This window comes from uncultured Arcobacter sp., assembly GCF_937982575.1.
In the GTDB taxonomy this organism is placed as follows: Bacteria; Campylobacterota; Campylobacteria; order Campylobacterales; family Arcobacteraceae; genus Arcobacter.
This window is the reverse complement of sequence record NZ_CALJLR010000003.1, coordinates 193042-217487: the sequence shown is the minus strand read 5'-3', so window position 1 is coordinate 217487 and position 24446 is coordinate 193042. Positions and strand designations below refer to the sequence as shown.

Genomic DNA, 24446 nt, shown 5'->3' with positions numbered 1-24446 from the left:
CCTTTGAAAAATGTAAAAGTATTCTATCATCACTACTCTTAAATAATTTAATTAATAGATATTTTTAAAAATAATTAAAAATAAAATTTCTATTACTTAATTATTCTTATAGTACAATCCTAGCTATGAAAGAATATTTAGCATTAAAAGCTAGTGCAGGAAGTGGAAAAACTTTTGCATTAACAGTAAGATACATATCTTTGTTATTAAAAGGGGCTAACCCCACAGAAATCCTAGCTTTAACATTTACAAATAAAGCTGCAAAAGAGATGAGTGAAAGAGTATTTAAAACTCTAAAAAATCTCGGCAATGACGAGATCTATTTAGAACAAATATCAAAAGTCTCAGAGCTATCAAATGAACAAATACTAAATAAAAAAGACAATCTTATAAATTTATATTTAAACTCAGAACTCTCTATTTATACAATCGATAAATTTATAAATAAGATTTTAAGAGAATTCAGTGGATATATTGGCGTAGATGATGACTTTTCAATCAAACAAGATAATGTAGAAAATCTTCAGTATAAATTTTTACAATCATTGGGTTTAGAAAATTTTGATAAATTGATAACTTTTTCATATTATGAATCCAAAAAGTTTAATTCTATTTTTGATATTTTTCAAAATTTAAATGAAAAAAATGAAGAGTTTAAAGTAGTCAATATTGAAGAAAAGTTAATACCTCTACAAAAAAATTTAGCCCTTGAAATCGCAATTAAATTAAAAAATCACATAATTAGTTGTGAGGGTGCTTCAAATGCCTCTTTAAAAGCTGTAGATTTTAATAACTTTGAAGAACTATTAGAAAGAGGAAAAACTTGGCTTACTAAAGATGTGGCAAGCGATTCAAGGGATTTTAAGAAGTGGGTTAATGAGGAGTTTGAAAAAAACTTTCAAGAACTTAAAATAGAGATTAGCAACTACTACAAATTGCGCTCAGCATACTCTTTAAGCTCACTGTATGAACTATATAATTTATTTAAAGATTTTAAAAAAAGCTATAACAAAAATAAAAACTATTTTACTTTTAATGATATATCAAATTATGTTTATGAATTATTAAGTAGTAAAATTGATAAAGACTTTTTATACTTTAGACTTGATAGTAAATATAATCATATTTTAATAGATGAGTTTCAAGATACCTCTTTACTGCAATATAAGATTTTAGAACCACTTATTGAAGAGACACTCTCGGGAAATAGTGAAAAGTTTAAAAGTTTTTTTTATGTGGGTGATACAAAGCAGTCTATTTATAGATTTAGAGGTGGTAAAAGAGAGCTTTTTGATTTTGTTAGTAAAAAGCATAATCAAATAGAAACAGAGATTTTAAATACAAATTTTAGAAGTGCTAAAAATATAGTTGAGTTTGTAAATAGGGCATTTTTGAATTTAAACAATTATGAGTATTACGAACAGTTAAGTAATATAGAAAATGGTTATGTTGAAGTAATAAATGATGAAAGTCTAAAAGAAGATGAAAAATATAAAAATGTGGCAAGTACAATTGCATCACTTATTAGAAAGAATGTTGACCCAAACTCTATTGCCATATTAACATATACAAATGATGATGTTTTGGAGTTATATTCTTATTTAAGTAAGAGTTTCCCTTCCCTTAAAATTTCCACAGAAATGACATCAAAACTCATAAATCAAGAGAATGTAAAAGCTTGTATAAATGCAATAAAATATCTTTATTATAAAGAGAAGATTTATAAAGAGAATTTAAATGCCATTATAGGAAATGCACCTGGAGCAAATATAGAGTTTGATTTTGACTTAGAAGAGAATAGGGTATTTGAGCTTATATTAAAAGTTGCAAAACAGTTTAATATCTTAGATGATAATGTTATAAGATTTATTGAAGAGTCAAAAAACTTTGTTGATATAGTTGATTTTGTATATGAAGTTGATTTAATGGAAACTCCAATAGAAAATAAAGAACAAATGGGTTTACAAATTTTGACAATCTTTAAATCAAAGGGTTTAGAGTTTGATACAGTAATTTTACTTGATAGAATAAAAAATAAAAATGCTGATAGAAGCTCTCTTCTTTTTGAATATAGTGGTGTTTATTTAGATAATGTTTATTATAAGATATCAAATTTGGATAAATTTGATGAAAACTATGAGCGGGCTTTAAACAAAGAGAAAGCACTACAACAAGAAGATGAAATAAATATTTTGTATGTGGCACTAACAAGGGCAAAAAACAATCTCTTTATTTTTAAAAAAGAAGAAAAGTCAGTTTTTGATTTAATAGGATTAGAGTCTAGTAAAATCGGTGATTTAATTATAAATGAAGTAAAAAGAGATATTAATCAAAAAATCAAAAAAATAGATTATAAACCACTGTCTTTAGGTAGACAAGCAAATAAAGCTTCAAAAGATTATGAGGATAAGTTTGAATTAAAATCAAGATATTTTGGAATAGCAACACACTATTGTTTGGAGATGATGAATAGTTTTACAATTGAACAATTAAACTATTCTTTAAGTCTTGCAAGAAGTAGATACTCTGTTTATTTGGAAGATAGAGATTTTGATGATATTAAACAAAGAGTTATAATGCTAATTGAAAATAAAGAGTTTAGTCAGTTTTTAAACAATGCAACTTTTTTAAGGGAGCAATCCTTGATGTTTAATAAAGAGATAAAAATCATAGATTTACTTATAAAAAAAGATGAAAAGTATTATATTTTTGATTATAAAACTACACATGGTGAAAATATTGAGCATGAAAAACAAGTCTCTTTTTATAAAAAAGCAATTAAAGATATAACTAATTGCGATGAGGTATATGCCTATTTGATATATTTAACAACACAAAAGGCTTATTTAAAAGCTGTCTAGATAAAGTATCTAATAGAGGCAAAACCATCAGTTTTGCAAGCTTTTATTTGATTTATATGTGATTCATCAATAATACCACCTAAAGCTATTATTTTAATAGGATATTTTTCATTTACCTCTTTTAACTCATCAACTCCTTTTGCTTTTCCTTTATTTGGTGTTTCAAATATAGGGGAGTAAGTTATCGCATCTGCATTATTTTGAATTGCTTTTTTTATATCTTCTTCATTATGGCAAGAAATTATTGTAAATAAATTTGCATCTTTTGCAAGTTTGATTTTGTCAAACTGTTTGCTTGTTAGATGAATTCCACAATTTAATTTTATGGCCAATTCTAGATTTTCATTCAAAATGATTTGTTTGATATTAAATTTTTTGCAAGTATGTAAAAATACTTTTGCAAGTTCTTCATAGTTTGTAGAGATTTTATCTCTAAAACAGGCAATATCAACTCTTTTATTTGCTAAAGTATTTTCTAATTTTTCTTTAAATGTAGTTTTATTATTTGTGTAGTATTTAGGATCAGTGATTAAATAGTAGTTAAAGTTATCTTCCATTTTTATCCATTTTATAGATATAAAAAAAGGGGAAGAAAATAATCTTCCCCTTTTAAGTTTTTAGTGGTAATTACTCAGACCCACTAAATGTCATTTAGACACTTAGTGATGATCTTCCTCAGCCATCATAACTGAACCAGCAATATAAACGTATGTTAAAATACTGAAAATAAATGCTTGTAATACACCAAAGGCAGTTAATAAAAAGAAACCTGGTAATGGTAATAACCAAGGAACTAACATTAAAAGTACCATTAAGAACATATCATCACCTCTAATTGAACCAAAAAGTCTAAATGATAATGAAATAATTCTTGAAATATGAGAAATAATTTCAATAGGGAACATTAATGGTGCTAGTATTGGCATAGGTCCCATGAAGTGTTTAAAATAGTTAACAAAACCATTTAATTTGATTCCCACATAGTTATAGTAAACAAATACTATTAATGCTAAACTCAAAGTAAAGTTAATGTTACTTGTAGGAGCTTCAAATCCTGGAATAACTCCAATCATGTTGCTTACAAAAATAACTAATGCTAATGAACCAATTAATGGTAAATATCTTCTAGCATTCTTTTCCCCCATAGTGTCAGCACCCATTGCTATAACACCACTGATGAATGCTTCTAAAGCATTTTGTGCACCAGTTGGAACTAGTTGCATTTTAGTTGTAGCAGCTCTTGCTAATAAAAAAACAATCGCAATTGACAAAATAAAATGCGATAAAATAATCCATTCTTGGCTATGTCCACCAATAGCTCCTAAGAATGTAAATAATCTTCCTTCCATCGTTTTCCTTCTTTATAATTTCTTCTATAGTTATGGCGACTATTATATACTTTAGATTCTAAATTTTTTATAAATAGTATATTAAATAATCATATTTGTTTAAATCTGTAACCATTTTGTTTCAAATTTTCACGAATTGACTTTTGGTGCTCTTCACCTTTTGTTTCCAATGATATTGTTACATGTGCTTCACCAAACTCCAACTTCACCGAACTTCTATCATAATCAATTTGTACAATATTGGCATCGCATGATTGGAATATAGAGGTTAAATGCATCAATGAACCAGGTTTATCAATCAATGTTACCAAAAGGTTAATTTTTCTATATGATTTAACCAAACCTTTCTCAATAATCTGAGATAACATAGTTACATCTATATTTCCACCACTTATTATTCCACAAACTTTTAAATCTTCAACATCTATTTTTCCATGCATTAAAGCTGCAACTGAAACGGCACCTGCACCTTCAACTACAAGTTTGTGTTTTTCAAGTAAAAATAAAATAGCATTTGCAATTTCATGCTCTTCTACTTCAACAACTTCATCCACATACTCTAAGATATATTCAAAGGTTTTTGGACTTACTGCTTTTACTGCAATACCATCAGCGATAGTTTTTACATAAGTAGAATCAATAGGTAGTTTTGAATCATAAGACTCTTTCATTCCTCTAGCTCCACTTGCAACAACACCAATAATTTTTATTTTAGGGTTTATTGATTTTGCAGCAAGGGCAGCACCAGAGATTAAACCCCCTCCACCAATTGGGATTACTAAAACATCTAAATCATTTATATCTTCAATAATCTCTAGACCAATTGTTCCTTGGCCTGCTATTACTTTATCATCTGCAAAAGGATGAATAAATGTCTTATTATGTTCTTCACAATATTTAACAGCTGCACTATATGCTTCATCATAGTTTTGTCCACCTAAAACTACTTTTGCACCATACTGTTTTACACCACTTACTTTTGTAAGTGGTGTTGCTTCTGGCATAAATATTGTAGCTTCACATCCAAAGTAACTTCCCGAATATGCAATACCTTGTGCATGATTTCCAGCACTTGCTGCTACTATTCCTTTATCTCTTATATCTTTGTCAAGTGAGGCAACTTTATTAAAGGCACCTCTTATTTTAAAGCTTCCTGTTAATTGAAGATTCTCTTTTTTTAAATAGATATTACTATTGAACTCTTTACTTAAAAATGGTGCATAAGTAAGTGGCGTTTGTAATATAATACCTTCTAAATTTGTTTTTGCTTCTTTTATATCTTTTAATGTTATCATTTCATACTTCTTCAAATAATTTAATGTGATGATATCAAAATATTTATTAAAGGCTAAAAAGATTGAAATTTACTTTTGTTACACTTTTTCCTAATTTAATTGAACCATACTTCTATGACTCAATATTAAAAAGAGCAGTTGAATCAAATTTTATATCATATGAGTTTTATAATCCAAGAGATTATACTTTAAATAAGCACAACAAAGTAGACAAGCAAATGGTAGGCGGAGGAGCTGGAATGCTTATGACTCCTCAACCTTTATTTGACTGTTTAGATGCGATAAAAGCAAAAAATCCTGATGCCTATATTATTTTTCCATTGGCAGCTGCAAAACCCTTTAATCAAAAAGATGCAAAAAGATTAGCAAAGAAAAAAAATATAGTTATTGTAAGTGGTAGATATGAAGGAATTGATGAAAGAGTTATAGAAAAGTATGCAAATGAAGTCTTTAGTATAGGAGAATATATACTAACTGGTGGAGAATTGCCATCTTTAGTCATGGCAGATGCAATTTCAAGAAATGTTGAAAACGTACTTGGAAATTCTGAGTCTTTGGACGTTGAGAGCTATGAAAATAATCTTTTAGAAGCTCCATCTTTTACAAAACCTGAAAATTTCCAAAACTTAAGTGTGATTAAAGAATTTTTAAAGGGAAATCATAGTAAAATTGCCGACTTAAAAAATAATCTGTCTATTTGCAAAACAAAATACTTTAGACCAGGTTTAGTTACAAAGAAAAAAACAAAATAGAAATGTGATACCCCGCAATTTGCAAATGCGGGCACTTTCACTAAAGGGAAATACAATGAAAAATAGATACATTGCGAGCTTTGAAGCAGCGCAAATTGCAGAAAAAGAGATTCCTCAATTTAGAGCAGGTGATACTGTTAGACTTGGTATTGAGATTAAAGAGGGTGAGAAAAAAAGAGTTCAAACTTTCGAAGGTATTGTTATTGCTAGAAGTGCTGAAGGTGTAAGCGCTACTTTTACAGTAAGAAAAATTGGAGCTAACTCTGTTGGTGTTGAAAGAATCTTCCCATTATATTCAGATTCAATCAAATCTTTTGAAGTATTAAGAAGAGGTAAAGTAAGAAGAGCTAAACTTCACTACTTAAGAGGATTAACTGGTAAAAAAGCTAGAATTAAAGAGCTTAAAAAGTAATCTTTTAAGAGTCGAAGGTTTAACTTCGACTTTTTATTCTTATGCTTACAGCAAAAGTTCTAATTCACACAGCCCTTCAACCAGAAGCACAATACTTAATCAACTTTTATAAACTAAAACAGGACAATTCAGTCCAAAATTTCAAACTTTTTTTTAATGATAATATTATATTAATAGTATCGGGTATGGGTAAAAAAAATACAATTGATTCTTTAAATTTTGTATTTGAAAACTATTCAATATCAAAAGCCATCAATATTGGAATTGCAGGATGTTGCGATAGTTCAGTTAAAATTGGAACACTATTTTGTACAAACAGACTATTGCCAAATATAAATTTTGCACCAATAACTACAGTTGATACTCCACTTGATAGTGACGAAAACTTAGAAACACTCTTAGTGGATATGGAAAGCTCATATTTCAAAGAAACATGTTTAAAATATATAAAAGATATATATGTATTTAAAGTGGTTTCTGATTATCTAGATATTACTATTCCCAAAAAATCATTTGTAATTGAACTTATACAAAATAGTTTTAATGATTGGAAAAAGTATATATGAGTATAGAAAAATTCAATGAACATATATTAAAAACTAATTACGAAAATCTAAAAGAAAAAAACAAAGAGTTTGTAAAAGAGATATATTTACAATATCAGTTTTCATATCAAGAGTTAAAGCAGTTAATTGATTTTGCGATTGATTTTAATATGTGGAATGAAAAAGAACTTTATGAAGTTTTTGAAGAAGAATATGCTTCACGAAAAAATGCCTTTAATCATATTAGAAAAATTTGGGAAGATTTAAAAAAGTCCTCAAATACATATAAAACATTTAATGAAAAATCTTATGAAAAACCAAGACGTTTCTCTTTTAATGAGATAAAAAAAGACAATGTTGCCCTTGGTTCTTGCCCTGTTGCAAGTGAGAGTACAAGATGTTGTAACTTACTTACTCTTGATGCAGTTCACTCTTGTGGATTTGATTGTTCTTATTGTTCTATCCAATCTTTTTATAATCAAGATAAAATAGGTTTTGATGTAAATTTTAAAGATAATCTAAAAAAACTAAAACTTGACCCAAACTATACTTATCATATAGGAACAGGTCAGAGTTCTGATTCACTTATGTGGGGAAATAAAGGTGGCCTTTTAGATGCACTTTTTGATTTTGCAAGAAAAAATCAAAATGTAATTTTAGAGTTTAAAACAAAATCAAATAACATAAAATATTTTTTAGAAAATGATGTTCCTGCAAATATAATATGTACTTGGTCTTTAAATACACCTACCATTATAAAAAATGAAGAGCATTTAACAGCAACATTAGAACAAAGAATTGATGCAGCAAAAGCTTTATCAAAAAAAGGTGTGATTGTAGGTTTTCACTTCCATCCAATTGTTCATTATGAGAATTATTTAGATGAATATAAAGAGGTATTTGACAAGCTTATAAGTGAGTTCAATCCAGATGATGTAGCCTTAGTATCATTTGGAACACTCACCTTTATAAAACCAGTTATAAATAAAATAAAAAGTAGAGATTTTAAATCAAAGATTTTGCAAATGCCCTTTGAAGAGATAAATAAAAAGCAGTCATACCCTTATGAGATAAAAAAAGAGATGTTTAAATTTGCCTATGACTCTTTTAAAGCTTGGCACAATAAGGTATACTTCTATTTATGCATGGAAGACCACAAACTTTGGAAAGATTGTTTTGGTTTTGAATACTTTTCCAATAATCAAATGGAAGATATGATGAAAATGTCATACTTTAGTAAAATAGATAAAAGAAGATAAATGAATATACTTGAAATAGAGAAATTAACCTTTGCATATGATAAACAAATTATTCTTGAAGATATTAGTTTGACAATTCAAGAGAATGATTTTTTAGCAATCATTGGACCTAATGGTGGAGGTAAATCAACTTTATTAAAAACTATTTTAGGAATAAACAAAGTTAAAAAAGGAAAAATAAAACTCCTTGGCTCAAAAGTTGAAAAGAATATTTCAGCAATAGGATATGTTCCTCAAAATACAAATGTAAATATAAATTTCCCTATCAAAGTAATAGAAGTAGTTATGATGGGACATGTTGGGCACAAACGTCCACTAATAGGATATAAAAAAGAAGAGATAGCTTGTGCAATGGGTGCCCTAGAGCAAGTTGGCATGCAAGATTTTGCCAATGTAAAAATAGGGACACTTTCAGGTGGTCAACGTCAAAGAGTAATGATAGCACGGGCTTTATGCGCACATCCAAAAATCTTACTTCTAGATGAACCAACAGCTAGTATTGATGTTGATGGACAAAAACAAATTTATGATTTATTAAAACTTTTGAATAAGTCAATTACCATTGTAGTAGTTAGTCACGATATTTCTGTTATTTTAGGCTATGCAACAAAAGTAGCTCACATAAATAAAAAATTAACTTTTCATGATATTTCTCATAAGCAAGAAAATATTCCAAATGATGATATGCACTTTTGTGAAGTTGAGATGCTTCAATTATTAGGTACAAAAAAGAGTTGCGGATGTTAGAAGCACTAAATTATACATTTTTCCAAAATGCGCTACTTGCTGGTGTATTGGTTAGTATAGCTTCTGGAATTATTGGTTCATTGATAGTTGTTAATAGAATGGTGTTTTTAGCTGGTGGAATTGCACACACTTCTTATGGTGGTATTGGTATTGCTATTTATTTTGGCTTACCTATTTTTTTAGGAGCTTCAGTTTTCTCAATAGGAGCAGCCCTATTAATGGCATATTTAACTCTTTATCAAAGGGATAGAATAGATACATTTATTGGCCTTATATGGGCTTGTGGAATGGCACTTGGGATTATATTAGTTGATTTGACTCCTGGATATAATGTTGATTTGATGAGTTATTTATTTGGTTCAATCTTAGCTGTTAGTAGTGATGACTTAATCTATATGGGGATATTATTAGCTTTTATTGTATCAATTGTTGTATTTTTTTATAGGGATATTTTAGCTGTATCTTATGATAGTGAATATGCCTCTTTACGTGGTATAAATGTAAGGTTTTTTTATACACTTATTTTAGTTTTATCAGCTCTAACTGTAGTCATTGCTATAAAAGTTGTTGGCTTGATTTTAGTAATTGCCCTTTTAACAATACCCATATATATTGCTGAAAAACTTTCACACTCTTTATATGGAATGATGATTATTTCAGCCATTTTATCTTCAATTTTTACATTAATTGGATTATATATTGCATATTTTTTTAATCTAACTTCAGGGGCTACAATAATAGTTGTAAGCGCAATGTCACTATTTATGTTTATAATATATAAAAAATTTAAAGGTGAGTCTTAAAATATGCTACATGAAATAGTTGATTTTATAGTTCAAACAGTTGGCTCATTAGGTTATTTGGGAATATTTATTATGATGTTTTTAGAGAGTTCATTTTTCCCTTTTCCAAGTGAAGTTGTTATGGTTCCAGCTGGATATTTAGCCTTTAAAGGTGAAATGAATATGACAATTGCAATTATTGCAGGGATACTAGGAAGTTTGGCAGGAGCACTATTTAACTACTTTTTAGCTATAAAATTTGGAAGAAAATTTTTAATAAAATATGGAAAGTATTTTTTTGTAAATGAAGAGACTATAAATAAAATGGAAAACTTTTTTAAAGAGCATGGTCCTATCTCTACTTTTTCAGGTAGGTTGATTCCAGCAGTTAGACAATATATCTCTTTTCCAGCAGGACTAGCAAAGATGAATATCTTTTTATTTTCCTTATATACAACTCTAGGTGCTGGAATTTGGGTTATAATTTTAGCTTTAGTTGGCTATTTTATTGGTGATAATGAACAACTGATAAAAGAGTATTTACGATATATTGTAATTGCTATTTTAATAACTTTATCATTTGTTGTATATTTGTATTATAAAAAATATAAAAGAAAAAGTTTAACAAAATGAAAGCAATAGTTACAGGATATAGTTCAGGTATTGGTAAAGCAATTTCTGATATTTTAGAAAGTAATGGTTTTGAAATAATTAAATTAAAAGCTAGACTAAATGATTTAGACTCTTTAGAAAAAGAAGTAAAGTTATTACTTAAAACAAGTGATATAAATGTTTTGGTTAATTGTGCAGGTCTAGGTGTTTTTAAGCCCCATGAAGAGATCTCTTTATCTAAGATAAAAGAGGTAATTGATGTAAATTTAACAGCACCAATTATTCTATCAAATTTACTTCTTAGAAGTTTAAAAAAGACTAAGGGTCATATTATCAATATAGCTTCGGTGGAAGCTACACGGCACTCTAAGTTTTCAGCTCTTTATACAGCTACTAAATCAGGACTTAGAAGTTTTGGTTTAGCTTTATTTGAAGAACTTAGGCGAAGTGATGTAAAAGTTACAACCGTAAATCCAGACCTAACTAAAACAAATTTTTTCGATGATTTTAATTTTGAACCAGGAGATAGTAAAAACTCTCACTTGATAGCTGAAGATATTGCCAAAAGTATTTTAGATATCATTGTTTTTAATGGAGTTATTACAGATATAACAATAAGACCTCAAAAATTAGAGATAAAAAAGAAGATTTAATATGAATGAAAAAAATATAGATCAAATTGAACAATTAATAGAAATACTTAATCATGAAATAATTGAGTTTAAAAAAGAGAGTAATACTGTTCATCCCTATGATATTTCTGAACAACTTTTAAAGCTTAGAGAACTTGATGAAGATGAGTATTCTCATATACTTAAAAAAATACCAAGTGCTCTTCTTGCAGAAGTTTTATCTGAAATGCCAGATATTGTTCAAGAAGAGATTAGTGAACATATTAGTACAAAGAAGATTGTTGCTGTTACTTCTAATATGGATACAGATGATGCTGCGGATTTTATTCAAAATATCTCTGAAGATAATGAAGAGTTAGCCCAAGAGATTTTAGAAAGCTTTGATGATGAAGATAAAGAGTTACTAGAGCAACTTATCTCATATGATGATAATGAAGCTGGTGCTTATATGCAAACAGAGCTTTTTAGTGCAAAAAACGATGAAAAAATTGGTGATGCAATAAAAAGATTAAAAGAGCTAAAAGAGATTGGGGAAGTTGATAATATTTGGCATTGTCATATTATGAATAAAAGGGGAGAGTACATCGGTAGTGTTGGACTTGAAGAGCTGATTATTTTTGAACATGACTTAAAATTTTTAGATATCCCAAGTGATAAGTTAAGAAACTACAATATTTCACACAAAGCGGACTTGAAAGAGGTGGTAGATATGGTAACAAACTACAACTTATCAAGTTTACCTGTTGTTGACAATAGAAATAGATTGATTGGTAGAATTACTTCTGATGATGTGTATGATATCATCCAAGATAGTGCAACTGAGCAAATCTATAACATGGCAGGGGTTAATGATGAAGCTGAGCAAGAAGAGAGTATGTATCAAATTGGAAAGAGTAGGGCTATTTGGTTAGGTGTAAACTTGCTTACTGCAATTGCTGCTTCTGTTGTAATTGGTGTATTTGATGCAACTATTCAATCTTTAGTTGCTTTAGCTATTCTTATGCCTATAGTAGCTTCCATGGGTGGTAATGCAGGGACTCAAACATTAACAGTAACTGTGCGACAAATGGCACTAGGGGATATTGAAAATGAAGATGCAAAAAAAACAATATATAAAGAAGTAATTATATCCCTTGTAAATGGACTACTTTTTGCTGCAGTTATAGGACTAATTGCATATGCCTGGTTTAAGTTACCTCTGCTTGGAGTTGTTATTGCTTTATCAATGGTAATAAACCTTCTAAGTGCAGGTTTTTTTGGAGCAGTTATTCCTTTAACTTTACAAAAGTTAAAAATAGACCCAGCTATTGGAAGCACTGTATTACTTACTACTGTTACTGATGTAGTTGGCTTCTTCAGCTTTTTAGGCCTTGCAACTTTAATACTTTTATAATTAGACTATTGGTCTTTTGTACCTCATAAAATAAAGTGATGGGAGTGCAAGACCAAAGCTAATAGCCCCTAAAATTGAGATTGATTTTAATCCACTTTCTATAAATATCTCTATTAATTCACTGCTTACTCCATGTGTATTCATATCAACTAAACTAATCATTGCAGTAAAAGCATAAGTACCTGGAATCATTGGAATTATAGAGGCAACTGTATAAATAGGTCTTGGTACTAAATTTTTTCTTGACCAATATAGGGCAATCAATCCTATAATCATTGAGGCTAAAAAAGTTGCAAGTTCTATTGCTAAGTTTAAGTCCATAAATATTTCTCTTAGTGTATAAACAATTGCTCCACCCAAAGCACAATACTTTAATGCTGATTTTGGAACATTAAATAGCATGGCAAAACCAACCGCAGGGATAGCCGCAAAAATTGCATTTAAAATAATATCTTGTAAAATCAAATTCATATTACCAACCCTTTATATTTAAAATTGACATGGCAATAATAATACCAATCGTAGTTGCTAGAGTTAAAAGTGATGCTTGCATCCATCGTCCCCAAGCCATTGATAAATAGCCCTTTGTAGCATCAAGCATAGAGTTTATAAAAGGAAATCCAGGAACTAAAAGTAAAACAGAAGCTGACAAAACTATACTAGGAGTTGAGCTTAGATTTAAGGATGAAGCTAAGTTTGCAATTACTGTTGCAAAAAAAGCAGTTATTCCAAAGGTAAGAATTAAGATAAATCTTTTTTTTGCTAGTTGATGTCTTATCATCATAGCAATTGAGGCTGCTAAAAATGTTATAAAAAATCCATTTAAATCTACACCTCTTAAATAAGCAAATGAAGCGCATGATAAACCAACCATAAATACTAATAGCCATTTATTATAGTATTTTGGCTCAATATTTTTTAAAGTGTCTGTTATAAAATCTGCACTTATGTTGGAGTTTTTTTCTGCATCTATTGTCATCTTTTGAATATCACAGACTATTGACATATTTATTGGTTTATGGTGAGCACGTCTTGTAGTTGTAACAGATTGCAAGTCTTTTAGAGTTGTTAGTACAATAGCTGAAGGTATTAAAGAGATCTCAACTGAGTCAACACCTAAAGCTTTTCCCAACCTTTGTGCTGTTTGCTCAATCAAAATACTCTCTGCTCCAAATTCAAGCATAATTACTGCTGATTTTATTATTGCTCGGGTTATTTTTGTTTGTTCTTTATAATTCATTAGTTTTTTCCATAATGATATTTTATCATTTTTATTAAAATTTAAAAAAATAAATTGTATAAAAAATAGTATATAGGTTAAATTATGCTTTATAAAGAAGTTTTGATTATAATTTCACATTAATTGAAGGAAAAATTTGAAAAACTTAACAAACTATTTTTTAGAAAAAAAAGATATTATTTTTAAAGACCTAAATGAGGTTTTGCCAAAAGAGTTAAATAGTAGAAAAAAGATTGGTATATATTGTGGAACATCTGTAAACAAAGAGTATGTGGCAATATTTATTTACGATTCAAAGAGTAGGTTTATAAGAAAAAACGTTGAAGACTTAGAAAAGATGTTTGAGACTTTAAAAACATATAAAGAGCATAATTTTAAGAAAAAGTTTTTACTTATAAGTTCACCTTTGTGTTCAAAAGCAAAAAAGACATTAGAAGATAATAAATGGAGTGTAGATATTGATTTTATGTGATATAGGAAATAGTACTTACCATTTTTTAATAAATGGTAGACAAGAAAAATATTTTTTAGATGAAAAGTTACCAAAGTATGATGATCAGATATATTTTATTTCTGTAAATAAAAGTGCAACAAAAAAACTTTTGAAATCCAATCCAAAAGCTAAAAATATAGAAAAACTAATAAATTTTGATACAAAATATGAGGGCTTAGGTATGGATAGAGCACTTGTTTGTTGTTTTGAAAAAGATGCAGTTATTGTAGATGCAGGAAGTGCCATCACCGTTGATATTATGAAAAAGGAAAAACATATTGGTGGTTTTATTTTGCCTGGATTTAGAGCATTTATGAAAACTTATCCAAAAATCTCAAAAAAGCTTAAGTTTGATTTTGAAAAAAAAATAAATTTAGATAAAATACCGCTTCAAACAAAAGATGCTATTACATATGCAATGATGAAATCTATTATTTTACCAATCAAAGAAGTAAGCAAAAAAAGAAAAATCATTTTTACAGGTGGCGATGGAAAGCTACTAAGTAAATATTTTAAAAATAGTACATATAAAAAAGAATTAATATTTGATAACATGAAAAGGATTATTGATGCTAACGATTGCATTGCCTAAGGGAAGAATTGCAGAAGAGACTTTAGACAAATTTGAGAAAGCTTTTGGTGAAAAGTTTATATTTGAAAAAAGAAAATTGATTTTAGAAAAAAGTGGATTTAGATTTTTAAATGTAAGAAACCAAGATGTACCAACTTATGTAATGCATGGAGCTGCTGACTTAGGTGTTGTTGGCTTAGATGTTTTAGAAGAAAAAGAGTATGACTTAATCAAACTTCTTGATTTACAACTTGGACGTTGTAAGGTTGCTTTTGGTCTTAGAGCAGGCGAAGAATTAGATTTTTCTAAAAGTAAAATTACAGTTGCAACAAAACATGAAAAAATAGCAAAAAGATATTTTGAAGAAAAAGCAATGGCAGTTGAAATTATCAAACTTTATGGTTCAATAGAGTTGGCTCCTTTAGTAAACTTAAGTGACTGTATTGTAGATATCGTTGAAACTGGCGAAACTATGAAACAAAATGGCTTAGAAGTAGGTCCAACTATCATGGAAAGTAGTGCACACTTAATAGCAAACAAAAATTCATATTATGCAAAAAAAGATAAAATTTTAGAATTAAGAGAAAGAATCAAAGCAGTTTTATAATGGGTCTAAACTTATATGCCAAGATAGAGCAGTTTTTAGATTTTGAAGATGAAGTTACTAAACTTCATGGAGTATTTTTATCTGTCATTCTAGAAAAAAAGCTTGATAATATTTTAGATGTAGGCTGTGGGCAAGGCTCTTTTTTAAATCAATTATCAACTCTAAGTCTTAACTCTTATGGTATAGACTTAAGTAGTGAACAAATAAAAATCTGTAAACAAAATGGCATCAAAAATGTATCTTCAATACCTCTAAATGAAGTAAAAGAAAAATATGATTGTACAACTGCAATTTTTGATGTTATAAATTATATTCCTAAAAATGGTATAAAAACTTTTTTTAATCAGATGAGTCTTGTTTTGAATCAAGGCGGATATTTTATTTTTGATGTAAACTCGCTTTTTGGATTTGAAGAGGTAGCACAAGGAACTTTAAGTATTGACTTAGGGGATAAATTTGTAGTTATCGACGCAAACTTTGAAGAAGAAAAACTAATTACAGATATTACGCTTTTTTCACAAAATAAAAGCAAACTTTTCACAAAAGAGAATGATTGTATTATTCAATACTATTATGAAAGAAGTGAATTAAAAGATTTACTTAAAACTTCAGGTTTTGAAGTTGAGAAAATAATTGACTTTAATCTTCATGATTCTTGTGAAAATGATAAGGAAATATATATCTGTAAAAAATCTTAAAAGGATTTTTTATGAATTACCCAGAATTTTTTGACAAAATTCCAAATATAAAACTAAAAGATAATCTCTCAAGCTTTTTAGGTGCCTTTGAAGATGGACAAATAGAATTCTCATACAAAGATGTTATAAAAAGTGCAGGACACTCCTGTCCTACCGTTTTAGGTGCATATCTTATGACTTATAAAGCTTTAGATGAATTATATAAAAATGAAATGCCCATACGTGGTGAAATCAAAATAGAGTTTTCTACCAAACAAACAGAAGGTGTAACAGGAGTTATTTCAAATGTTATGTCTAATATAACAGGTGCTACCTTTGATACTGGATTTAAAGGATTAGCTGGAAATTTTGATAGAAGATTTTTGATGTTTTTTGAAAAAGATATTAGCTCAAGTGTTAGATATACAAGAGTTGATACTCAAAAAAGTGTTGATGTTTTCTATGATACAAGTTCTATAAAAATGAGTGAAGAACTTCAAACTCTAATGCAAAAAGCTATTTCTAAAAATGCAAATGAACAGGAGCTTAAAGAGTTTGGAAAACTTTGGCAAAATAGAGTTGAAGAGATATCTAATAAAGTTGATGAGGTAATAAGTGTAGTTAAGATTTAACTACACTTATTAAATCTTAAAGTCCTACTATATCTCTAATCTTTTCCATTTTAGCTTTTGCTATTTTGCCAGCTTTTTCAGCCCCAAATGCAAGTATTTCATGTACTTCTTTTGGATTGTTTAAAAGTTCTTCTCTTCTTTGTGCATATGGTTCAAAATGCTCATTGATTTTATCTAATAGGCTCATTTTAAAGTGTCCATATCCTTCACCAGGAGTTGCATATCTTTGTCTAAGTTCTGCTAATTCATCTTGGTTCATAAATAGTTCACAAAGTTTATAAATATTACAAGTTGTAGGATCTTTTACATCATCTAATCCTTTAGAATCAGTTACTACTCCCATAACTTGTTTTTTGATTGTTTTTGCATCTCCAAACATATCAATTGTATTTCCATAAGATTTTGACATTTTAGCTCCGTCAGTTCCAGGAACCGTTGCAACTATCTCATCAACTCTTGCTTGTGGCAATAACAAGATATCAGTTTTGTAGTGATTATTAAAGCTATTTGCAATATCTCTTGTCATCTCCACATGTTGAATTTGGTCTTTTCCCACTGGAACAATATTTGAATCATATACTAAAATATCTGCTGCCATTAGTACGGGATATGAAAAAAGCCCATGGTTTGCTTGTATTCCTCTAGCTGTTTTATCTTTATAAGAGTGAGCACGTTCAAGTAATCCCATAGATGTATGATTTGATAAAAGCCAGTATAACTCTAGTACCTCTTTTACATGGTGTTGTACCCAAAATGTTGATTTTTCTGGATCCATTCCAAGTGCTAAAAAGTTTACTGCTACTTCAAAGATATTTTTTTCTAAAAGCTCTTTTTCTTTTACAGTTGTCAATGCATGATATGAAGCAATAAAGGCAAAAAGTTCACCATCATCTTGTGATTCAATCATTTTTTTAATCATTCCAAAGTAGTTACCTATATGAATAATTCCTGAGGGTTGTATTCCTGAAAGTATTCTCAAATCTTAGTCCTTATAAAAAATTTACGAATTATATCTAATAGTTGATTTGGATTTGATTTGACTTACTTTCAATTTTATTTTGGATTAGTTCTAAGTGAACCATCAAGTCATAATATTCACCCATATATGACAGGGGAACTTTTGTCTCTTCTTGTATCTCTACATCTAATTCTTTTAGTTCTTTACTAAATTTTTCTAACTCTTCAAATGTGGCTGTGTTTATTTGTTTGTCAATGTTATTTAAAATCTTATACCATCTAAATATTTTTGAACGCATACTCCATTGATACAGAGGGAATACCCCTTTAAATAATGGAAACATTAAAGTTAACAAAGGTATTAATAAAAGTTTTAGTCTATCAATATTTGAAGCAATCCAATATGGGAAAATTGATTCTAGCCAAGTATCACCTTTTGTGAAGTATTGTTTTGCTTCTTTATTAATTTTAAGAGTAGTATTTAATAAGTTTGGGAACTGATTTTCTTTAGAAAAAAGAGACTCTTCTTTGTGCACTTCTTTTACTTGTTTTAAAAAGATTCTAATTAATTCTGAAGGAACATCGGGTCTTGCTAATAAGTTTGCACTAGTTGAGAGTAAATTTATATTTTCATCTGGAATATTTTTATATAAATCAAGTGTTCCTTCATGAAGAGTTAAAGCTTCCATAAATCCATATTTTTGACCATAAGCTTTAGCTCTTTTTATACTTAGTATATTTATATCAGGATTTTCAAGTAACTCTTTTACTGTAGCAGAATCATGGGATGTAACCATAAACATAGCATCAATTTTTCCAGATAAAAGCATTTTTTTAGATTCATCTGTTCCTAAAGTTAAAATTGTGCTATTTTCATTGGTAATTCCATTATCATTTAAGAGCTTTGTAGCTAAATCTTTAGTGCCACTTCCTTGGGCTCCAATTGATATTTTTTTACTTATTAGTTGGATTAGATAATCAATTGTATATTTATCATTTTTATAAAATATCCACAAAGGCTCATAATAGATATTTGCTAAAAACTCAATATCTTTTTCTTTTGAGTTTAATATTCCATTTTGAACAAAAGCAATATCTACTTTTTTGTCTTTTAGGAGTTGTATATTTTCAACTGAACCTTCTGTATTTATTAAAGTAACTTCTATTTTATTTTCTTCTAGAAGTTTTTTATACTCTTGGGCTACTTTGTAATAATTGCCATTTTTAGAACCAGTTGCAATGGTGAGCTTTTTTTCAGGAGCTGGTTGAATAAATTCTGAAGTTATGACAAACATTGCGACGATTAGAAGTAAAACTGGAATGGAAACTTTTAAAAAAGCATATTTCATAAATCATCCTTGTATTAAATAACTTTATATAAAATGTAATTAGAAAATGATAAAAAATTAGATTTGTAGATAACTTTCGTTATAATTCGCGAAAATATATGAAAAAAGTAGAGAAATGATTGATATTAAACTATTACAAAAAGATTTTGATGAAGTTGCTACAGCCTTAAATAGAAAAGGTGTTAGCCAAGATATTTTAGATAATTTAAAAGCTCTTTCAGTTGATGCAAAAGCAAAAAGACAAGAGATGGAAAATGTTACTGCTGAGCAAAACTCTCTATCTAAAGATTTTGGAAGATATAAAAAAGAGGGGCTAGATATTGCACCTTTACAAGAAAATATCAATAAACTTAAAAATGAAAAACAAATACTAGAAGAGCAAGTTAGAGTTTTAGAAGAAGAACTTTCATCTGTTATTTTAGGTGTTCCAAATATGCCAGATAGTGATGTTCCAGATGGTGCAGATGAAAATGAAAATGTTGTATTAGAAACTATTGGTGAAAAACCAAGTTTTTCTTTTGAGCCAAAAGAGCATTGGGACTTAGGTGAGAGTAATGGAACACTTGATTTTACAAGAGGTGTAAAACTTGCAAAATCAAGATTTACAGCTATGAGAGGACAAGCTGCAAAATTAGAGAGAGCACTTATTAACTATATGCTTAAGTTTAATGCTGAGAGAGGATTTGAAGAGTGGTATGTTCCATTTATGGCAAATACTAACGCACTTCAAGGAACTGGTCAATTACCAAAATTTGGTGATGATTTATTTAAAATTGAGGGTGAAGATTTATATTTGATTCCAACTGCTGAGGTTGCACTGACAAATCTATATAACGATGAAATTATACCCGTAGAAGAGTTACCTTATCTTATGACTTCTTATACTCCTTGTTTTAGAAAAGAAGCAGGTAGTGCAGGAAGAGATACAAGAGGACTTATAAGACAACATCAGTTTGATAAAGTAGAGATGGTAGCTATTACTACACAAGAGCAAAGTGAAGAAGTATTTGAAAAGATGGTTTCATGTGCAAGTGATTTATTGACTTCACTTGGACTTGCTCATCAAAAAGTTATGCTTTGTACTGGAGATTTAGGATTTAGTGCTACACGAACAATTGACTTAGAAGTTTGGTTACCAGGACAAGGAAAATTTAGAGAGATATCATCTATTTCAAATACTAGAGATTTCCAATCAAGACGAGCAAAAATAAGATATAAAGATGGTAAAAAAAATATCTTAGCTCATACGTTAAATGGATCTTCATTAGCTGTTGGACGAACACTTGTGGCTATTATGGAAAACTATCAGAATGAAGATGGAACAATTACTATTCCTGATGTTTTAAAAAAATATATGTAAATGGATTTAACTAAATAGGAGGTTTTGTAATAATAGCCTCCTGTTACCTGCTTAAAATATTTAATAATTATTATTCTCAAAGCCCTATAAAAACTCACCATAAATTATATTTTTTCTTACTTTTTTTGATATTTTATATAATTATGTTAATATTTATTTAATATTAAACTAAAGGATAGCCTATGACAAAAAAACTATTTGCAGGAATTTTAGCTGCTGGTGTCTCTTCGCAATTGATGGCAGGTGAATTTGGATTAGAATTAGGTGTACAAAAAATTGATGTTGGAGGAAGTGTTCAATATAAAGGAACAAAAATTGATTTAAAAAAGGACTTAGGTTTAGATGATACAAAAACAAGTTTTAAGCCAACATTGACTTATCTTACAGATAATAAAAAGCATAAGTTTCTATTCAATTATGAAACAAGCTCTTATGATGAGACATCAGTATTATCACGAAACATTACCTTTAATAATAAAGTTTATGCAGTCTCTTCTTCTGTAAGAACTAAACTCAAAACAAATTGGTACCAGTTAGGTTATAGATATAAGTTTGATTCATTTTTTGAAAATAAATTAAATATCTCGGGAGGACTTGATTTAAATATTATAGATTTAGAAACAAGTTTAATCACAACTGGTATTAATGAATCATTTGATGAGACGGCACCTCTTCCTACTGCTGTAATAAATATTAGATACGATATATTAGAGTACATGGCAGTTGAAGCAAAAGGTGCCTTTATGACATTTGGTAGTTATGGAGATTATACAGAATATTATGCTGGATTAAATATTATGATTCCACAAGTAAAGGGCTTGAGTTTAAAAACTGGTTATATGTCAAAAGATGTAGAAGTTGAAATTGAGTCTGATGAAAAATTAAATTTAGATTATTCTGGTATTTATGCAGGTTTAGAATACAAGTTTTAAATATAAAAGAGTAAGAAATTCTTACTCTTTTATAAAGAACAACTTTCCAATTAGCTCTTATATTTCAAGTAAAAATCTTGCTTCAACATTTTTTAATATTACATTTCCTATCATCAAACTAAATATAATTTTTAATGATTTATTTGCATTTATACTATTTGATATTTACAAATAAAAGATAGATTTAAAAGGAAGTTAAATGATAGATAGAAAAGTATTGTGGAAACCATTTACTGCAAATAGAGAATTTAATATAGACCCAAAAATATTTGTAAAATCTGATGGTATGTATTATTATACTAATAAAGGTGAAAAAATCTTAGATGCAGTTTCTGGATTATGGTGTTGTAATTTAGGAAATAATCATGCAAAAGTAGTTGAAGCAATTAAAGAACAAGCTGAAACTATGTACTACAATACAGCCTTTCAAGTTGGAAATGACTTAGAACTAGAATTAGCAAATGAATTAGTTTCAATAACACCAGAAGATTTAAATCATGTATTTTTCACAAACTCAGGTTCAGAATCAGTTGAAAGTGCATTAAAAATGGCACTAGCTTATCACAAAGCAGTTGGCAATGGCAGTAAAACAATGATTTTAGGAAGAGAACACTCTTATCATGGTGTAAACTTTGGTGGTATTTCAGTTGGAGGATTAATAAATAATAAAAGACACTACAACAATCTACTTAAAGTGGCACATATTCCTACTATCTTAGATATAGAAAAAAATGCTTTTTCAAAAGGTATTCCAGAACATGGTGCCAATAAAGCAGAAGCTTTATTAGATACTATTAATATATATGGGGCAGAAAATATTGCAGCTTTAATTATGGAACCAGTTGCAGGTTCTGCAGGAGTTCATGTCCCACCCAAAGGCTACTTAGAAAGAATATCCCAAATTTGTAAAGAGAATGATATTTTATTGATTTTTGATGAGGTTATTACGGGATTTGGAAGATTAGGAGAAGCTTTTGCTTCTACAAAGTTTGGTGTAACTCCTGATATTATGACAATGGCAAAAGGTCTTACAAATGGGGCTATTCCAATGGGAGCAGTTGTTGCTAGTGACAAAATATATGATGGCATTGTGAAAAATAGTAAAACTCCAATTGAGTTTTTTCATGGATATACATATTCTGGACATCCCATTGCTTGCGCAGCAGGAATTGCTACATTAAAAGCATATAAAGAAGAAAAATTATTTGAAAAAGTTGCCAGTATCTCTTCCTATTGGCAAGAGCAATTACATACATTAAAAGGCTCTGATAAGATTATTGATATTAGAAACCTTGGTTTAGTTGGAGCTATTCATTTTAGTGCTAAAAATGGTCTAGCTGGAGTAAGAGGTGATAAAGTATTTAAAGAGTGTTATAAAAAAGGTTTATTAGTAAGAGCTAGTGGTGATATTATAGCTTTATCTCCAGCATTTATTGTTTCAAAAGATGATATTCAAACAATTGTAAGTACTCTTAAAGAAGTAATTGAAAATTTAGATTAAGTAATATAATAAGAGTATAATTTTTAAAAGGATTTCTAATTTTAGAGTATATTAATTTATCAATTTTAGCAATTTTCATACCAACTTTCTTTTTTGTATCTATTACTCCTGGAATGTGCATGACTCTATCTTTAAGTATGGGTATGAGTATTGGTTTAAAAAAAACAATGTATATGATGGCAGGGGAACTTTTGGGTGTAGCTTTAGTTGCAATATCATCAGTAATTGGTGTTGCAACAATAATGCTTACAAATCCAACTATTTTTCTTATTTTAAAGTATTGTGGAGGAGCATATTTAATCTATTTAGGAATAACCATGTGGTTATCTCGTGGTAAAATGGCTTTAAATTTAGAGGGGTGTAGTTTCAATGTATCAAAAAAAAATCTTGCAATTCAAGGCTTTGTAACAGCAATAGCAAATCCTAAAGGCTGGGCTTTTTTTATTGCATTATTGCCACCTTTTATAGATGAAAAGTTACCTTATATGCCACAGCTTAGTGTTTTAATATTTCTTATACTTTTATTGGAGTTTTCTTGCTTGATTATTTATGCAAGTGGAGGAAGTACACTTAGGAAGCTATTACAAAATAGTTCAAATGTAAAGCTTTTAAATAAAATTGCCGGTTCTATGATGATAGGAATAGGAGTTTGGTTGGCTCTAAGCTAAGAATTAAAAATAGCAAATACCTCATAAGAAAAAGTATTTGCTACTAAAAAGAAGTCTAATTATTAATGATCTAAAATTTGCTCTAAGAATAGTTTTAATCTATCAGATTGAGGATTATCAAAAAATTCTGTTGGAGTATTTTCTTCAACAATTTGTCCCTCATCCATAAAAATAACTCTGTCTGCTACTTTTTTTGCAAATCCCATTTCATGTGTTACACAAACCATTGTAATACCTTCTTCTGCAAGTTCTGTCATAACATCAAGAACTTCTCCAATCATCTCTGGATCTAGTGCAGAAGTTGGTTCATCAAATAGCATAATATCAGGATTGATACATAGACATCTTGCTATTGCAACTCTTTGTTGTTGCCCACCTGACAATTGATTTGGAAACTTATGTGCTTGTTCTGCAATTTTAACTCTTTCTAAATAATACATTGCAGTTTCAATTGCTTGTTTTCTTGGTATTTTTGTTACCCAAGTTGGAGCTAAAATAAGATTTTCTAAAATTGAAAGATGAGGGAAAAGATTAAAATGTTGAAAAACCATTCCAACATGAGTTCTTATCTCTCTAATTCTCTTAACATCTTCAGTTAACTCTAAACCAGCCACATACATTTCACCCTCTTGAAAGCTTTCTAGTCTATTCATACATCGTATTGTTGTTGACTTTCCAGAACCAGAAGGTCCACAAATAACAATTTTTTCACCTTTTTTTACTTTTAAATTAATATCTTTTAGTACATGGAAATCTCCATACCACTTATTAACATTAGTCATTTCTATCATATAATCCGTATTACTCATAATCTTTTCCT

Annotated in this window: 27 protein-coding genes; 19 read left to right on the top strand and 8 right to left on the bottom strand. The window is 28.9% G+C overall.

Annotated features, from left to right (window positions below):
• The first annotated feature begins 125 nt into the window (after positions 1-125).
• Positions 126-2861: a RecB-like helicase gene (locus tag Q0617_RS01825; RefSeq protein WP_298749838.1), complete on the top strand. Its 2736-nt coding sequence runs from the start codon at positions 126-128 to the stop codon at positions 2859-2861.
• On the opposite strand, the gene Q0617_RS01820 is transcribed toward Q0617_RS01825, so the two are convergent.
• From Q0617_RS01820 to ilvA, 3 genes are all read right to left on the bottom strand, one after another.
• Complete coding sequence (locus Q0617_RS01820) at positions 2858-3418, bottom strand: thiamine phosphate synthase (protein ID WP_298749836.1); 561 nt, start codon at positions 3416-3418, stop codon at positions 2858-2860. The genes Q0617_RS01825 and Q0617_RS01820 overlap by 4 nt on opposite strands.
• A 102-nt stretch (positions 3419-3520) precedes the next feature.
• Positions 3521-4210 carry a F0F1 ATP synthase subunit A gene (locus Q0617_RS01815; protein WP_298749835.1) on the bottom strand — a complete coding sequence of 230 codons (690 nt, stop codon included), beginning with the start codon at positions 4208-4210 and terminating at the stop codon, positions 3521-3523.
• Positions 4211-4299: 89 nt separating this feature from the next.
• Complete coding sequence (gene ilvA, locus Q0617_RS01810) at positions 4300-5505, bottom strand: threonine ammonia-lyase (RefSeq protein WP_298749833.1); 1206 nt, start codon at positions 5503-5505, stop codon at positions 4300-4302.
• A 62-nt stretch (positions 5506-5567) separates the two neighbouring features.
• On the opposite strand from ilvA, the gene trmD reads away from it, so the two are divergent.
• Genes trmD through mgtE form a run of 9 tightly spaced genes read left to right on the top strand, consistent with a single transcriptional unit; the run spans position 5568 to position 12639 of the window.
• Positions 5568-6257: a tRNA (guanosine(37)-N1)-methyltransferase TrmD gene (gene trmD / locus Q0617_RS01805; RefSeq protein WP_298749831.1), complete on the top strand. Its 690-nt coding sequence runs from the start codon at positions 5568-5570 to the stop codon at positions 6255-6257.
• A 55-nt stretch (positions 6258-6312) separates the two neighbouring features.
• Positions 6313-6669: a 50S ribosomal protein L19 gene (gene rplS / locus Q0617_RS01800; RefSeq protein ID WP_298749829.1), complete on the top strand. Its 357-nt coding sequence runs from the start codon at positions 6313-6315 to the stop codon at positions 6667-6669.
• 41 nt (positions 6670-6710) lie between these two features.
• Positions 6711-7235 (top strand): nucleoside phosphorylase, encoded by a 525-nt coding sequence (locus tag Q0617_RS01795; RefSeq protein ID WP_298749827.1) that lies wholly within the window; start codon positions 6711-6713, stop codon positions 7233-7235.
• Entirely contained in the window at positions 7232-8473 is a 1242-nt protein-coding gene (locus Q0617_RS01790; RefSeq protein ID WP_298749825.1) for a spore photoproduct lyase family protein, read from the top strand. Before Q0617_RS01795 ends, Q0617_RS01790 begins: the two co-directional genes overlap by 4 nt.
• Positions 8474-9220 carry an ABC transporter ATP-binding protein gene (locus Q0617_RS01785; protein ID WP_298749822.1) on the top strand — a complete coding sequence of 249 codons (747 nt, stop codon included), beginning with the start codon at positions 8474-8476 and terminating at the stop codon, positions 9218-9220. It begins immediately after the preceding gene.
• Entirely contained in the window at positions 9214-10023 is an 810-nt protein-coding gene (locus tag Q0617_RS01780) for a metal ABC transporter permease (RefSeq protein WP_298749820.1), read from the top strand. The genes Q0617_RS01785 and Q0617_RS01780 overlap by 7 nt, the downstream gene beginning before the upstream one ends.
• 3 nt (positions 10024-10026) lie before the next feature.
• Positions 10027-10635 carry a DedA family protein gene (locus tag Q0617_RS01775; protein ID WP_298749818.1) on the top strand — a complete coding sequence of 203 codons (609 nt, stop codon included), beginning with the start codon at positions 10027-10029 and terminating at the stop codon, positions 10633-10635.
• Positions 10632-11267 carry an SDR family NAD(P)-dependent oxidoreductase gene (locus Q0617_RS01770; protein WP_298749816.1) on the top strand — a complete coding sequence of 212 codons (636 nt, stop codon included), beginning with the start codon at positions 10632-10634 and terminating at the stop codon, positions 11265-11267. Before Q0617_RS01775 ends, Q0617_RS01770 begins: the two co-directional genes overlap by 4 nt.
• Position 11268: 1 nt before the next feature.
• Positions 11269-12639, top strand: a complete 1371-nt coding sequence (gene mgtE, locus Q0617_RS01765) for a magnesium transporter (protein ID WP_298749814.1) — start codon at positions 11269-11271, stop codon at positions 12637-12639.
• Here the strand turns inward: mgtE and Q0617_RS01760 are convergent, their stop codons facing one another.
• On the bottom strand, positions 12640-13110 hold the full coding sequence (locus tag Q0617_RS01760; protein ID WP_298749812.1) for a threonine/serine exporter family protein: 471 nt from the start codon (positions 13108-13110) through the stop codon (positions 12640-12642).
• Between the two features lies 1 nt (position 13111).
• Positions 13112-13879: a threonine/serine exporter family protein gene (locus Q0617_RS01755; RefSeq protein WP_298749810.1), complete on the bottom strand. Its 768-nt coding sequence runs from the start codon at positions 13877-13879 to the stop codon at positions 13112-13114.
• 136 nt (positions 13880-14015) lie between these two features.
• Here Q0617_RS01755 and Q0617_RS01750 point away from each other — a divergent pair, with 136 nt between their 5' ends.
• From Q0617_RS01750 to Q0617_RS01730, 5 genes are read left to right on the top strand one after another with little or no spacing between them, the layout of a single operon-like run.
• Entirely contained in the window at positions 14016-14351 is a 336-nt protein-coding gene (locus Q0617_RS01750) for a hypothetical protein (RefSeq protein ID WP_298749808.1), read from the top strand.
• Positions 14338-14964: a type III pantothenate kinase gene (locus Q0617_RS01745; RefSeq protein ID WP_298749805.1), complete on the top strand. Its 627-nt coding sequence runs from the start codon at positions 14338-14340 to the stop codon at positions 14962-14964. Before Q0617_RS01750 ends, Q0617_RS01745 begins: the two co-directional genes overlap by 14 nt.
• The gene (hisG, locus tag Q0617_RS01740) at positions 14942-15550 is read left to right on the top strand and encodes an ATP phosphoribosyltransferase (RefSeq protein WP_298749803.1); all 609 of its coding nucleotides are present in this window, start codon (positions 14942-14944) and stop codon (positions 15548-15550) included. The genes Q0617_RS01745 and hisG overlap by 23 nt, the downstream gene beginning before the upstream one ends.
• Entirely contained in the window at positions 15550-16248 is a 699-nt protein-coding gene (locus Q0617_RS01735) for a class I SAM-dependent methyltransferase (RefSeq protein ID WP_298749801.1), read from the top strand. The genes hisG and Q0617_RS01735 overlap by 1 nt, the downstream gene beginning before the upstream one ends.
• Positions 16249-16259: 11 nt before the next feature.
• Positions 16260-16859: a hypothetical protein gene (locus Q0617_RS01730; protein ID WP_298749799.1), complete on the top strand. Its 600-nt coding sequence runs from the start codon at positions 16260-16262 to the stop codon at positions 16857-16859.
• A 16-nt stretch (positions 16860-16875) separates the two neighbouring features.
• On the opposite strand, the gene trpS is transcribed toward Q0617_RS01730, so the two are convergent.
• Positions 16876-17838, bottom strand: coding sequence for a tryptophan--tRNA ligase (trpS, locus tag Q0617_RS01725; protein ID WP_298749798.1), 963 nt, complete (start codon positions 17836-17838; stop codon positions 16876-16878).
• A gap of 34 nt (positions 17839-17872) precedes the next feature.
• Positions 17873-19165: a TAXI family TRAP transporter solute-binding subunit gene (locus tag Q0617_RS01720; protein ID WP_298749796.1), complete on the bottom strand. Its 1293-nt coding sequence runs from the start codon at positions 19163-19165 to the stop codon at positions 17873-17875.
• A gap of 115 nt (positions 19166-19280) precedes the next feature.
• Between Q0617_RS01720 and serS the strand changes: the two genes are divergently transcribed.
• The 4 genes from serS (at position 19281) to Q0617_RS01700 (ending at position 23626) form a co-directional block, all read left to right on the top strand.
• Positions 19281-20525, top strand: coding sequence for a serine--tRNA ligase (gene serS / locus Q0617_RS01715; protein WP_298749794.1), 1245 nt, complete (start codon positions 19281-19283; stop codon positions 20523-20525).
• Between the two features lie 182 nt (positions 20526-20707).
• Entirely contained in the window at positions 20708-21457 is a 750-nt protein-coding gene (locus Q0617_RS01710; RefSeq protein WP_298749792.1) for a hypothetical protein, read from the top strand.
• A gap of 199 nt (positions 21458-21656) precedes the next feature.
• A complete protein-coding gene (locus tag Q0617_RS01705) occupies positions 21657-22958 on the top strand; it encodes an aminotransferase class III-fold pyridoxal phosphate-dependent enzyme (RefSeq protein WP_298749789.1) in 1302 nt (433 codons plus the stop codon).
• 38 nt (positions 22959-22996) lie between these two features.
• Entirely contained in the window at positions 22997-23626 is a 630-nt protein-coding gene (locus Q0617_RS01700; protein ID WP_298749941.1) for a LysE family translocator, read from the top strand.
• A 62-nt stretch (positions 23627-23688) separates the two neighbouring features.
• Here the strand turns inward: Q0617_RS01700 and Q0617_RS01695 are convergent, their stop codons facing one another.
• Positions 23689-24417: an amino acid ABC transporter ATP-binding protein gene (locus Q0617_RS01695; RefSeq protein ID WP_366517896.1), complete on the bottom strand. Its 729-nt coding sequence runs from the start codon at positions 24415-24417 to the stop codon at positions 23689-23691.
• Positions 24418-24446 lie beyond the last annotated feature (29 nt).